General features: G+C 50.9%; 1 protein-coding gene. It reads right to left on the bottom strand.

Annotation, left to right across the window (positions count from 1 at the left end; genetic code table 11):
• Positions 1–1,129, bottom strand: a 1,129-nt coding sequence (locus J4G02_22280) for a TolC family protein (protein ID MCE2397239.1), incomplete at its 3' end; no start/stop codon positions are given.
• Between the last annotated feature and the right edge of the window lie 192 nt (positions 1,130–1,321).

The following is a 1,321-nucleotide window of genomic DNA, read 5'->3' as shown; positions in this document are numbered from 1 at the left end:
CGCGTCGCACCGCGACACGGATTGACTTTGTTTTTTCGATATATGCCAGCTGCAACCGCTCCAATTCTGCAATTTCTACGGCGCGAAGATTTTTCGTCTTGTTTCCATCGTAGAGCGGGATATTGAAGTTGAAACGCAGTTCCCACCCGTCTCGTGTCCGCGGACTGGTTTGAAAAATGCTTGACGCATCTCGCTCGCGATCGAGTATCACTGGATCATAGAGTGCCTTTGCGTCCCATGTTTGCCCCCTGGCACCTACACTGGGCTGATGTTGCTCGAGCAACACATGGAGATCTTTGTAGCGCGCTTCGGCAGAGAGTTCGGGGAATCGGTGCCAAAGTGTCTCTCCGGCGAGGCGTTCTTGACGGAGCATATCGCCTTGTAAGTCGCGTAAACCAAGGTTGTTTGCGAGCGCGAGTTCAACGGCGGTTTCCAGGGTCAGATCGTCTTCAGGGAGCGGTTGTGAGAGCGTCACTTCTGAAAGTGGATCAAGTCCAGTGAGACGAATGAGTTCTGCGGTGTCCACGTCAAGGCGCCGTTGGAGTTCGTTGAGTGCGAGTTGCTGTTCGGAGAGTTCAAGTTCCGTATTGAGGCGACTGAGGAAAGGGATCCGTTTTTCTGCGTGCTTGATTTGTGTGCCTTTGAGTTTTTTATTGAGTTCTACCTCAATCGCACGTCGTTCCTGAATCTCTTCCTGTGTGAGGATGATATTGTGCCAGAGGTTCCGAACGGCGTAAACGCTCTCCTTTTTCGAGTGCTCGTATTCAATCTCTGCCTTTCGGACTTCCTCCTGTGTGGCATCGAGACCTTCGGGAATTTCACCGAATTGGGCGAGGAGCATACTCGCCTGCGCGCGGGTGAGATAGTCTCTATCATCGATATCGCCGTCTTTTTGGCGTTGATATTCACCCGTGAGCCCAACTTGTGGCAGATAAACAGCCTTGGACACCCGGAGGTTTGCCTTGGCGCGTTCTACGACTTTTTCTGCTTTTTTTACCGTCTCGTTATTCTGTAGCGCGAGTTCGATAGCACGTGTGGGCTGAAGTGAAACGAGTCGTTGTGCTTGCGCAGAAACATCTACAATACTCAAAAGTAAACAGATTATGAAAACTATCAATCCTTTGTTCATTACAATCTCCATTATGTTGGCAGTCAGTTTCCGTCGGAAACCGTTAGCCGTCAGTAGGGCATGTAGCGATTACAATCGTTTTCCCTTCGCCACAATGCCCTCTTTACCGATCGCTGATAGCGGTTAGGTGTTAGGGCGTTCGCTACGCTCACTGATAGCGGTTAGGTGTTAGGGCGTTCGCTACGCTCACTG

This window comes from Candidatus Poribacteria bacterium, from assembly GCA_021295755.1.
In the GTDB taxonomy this organism is placed as follows: Bacteria; Poribacteria; WGA-4E; order WGA-4E; family PCPOR2b; genus PCPOR2b.
This window is presented reverse-complemented; position numbering and strand designations above follow the sequence as displayed.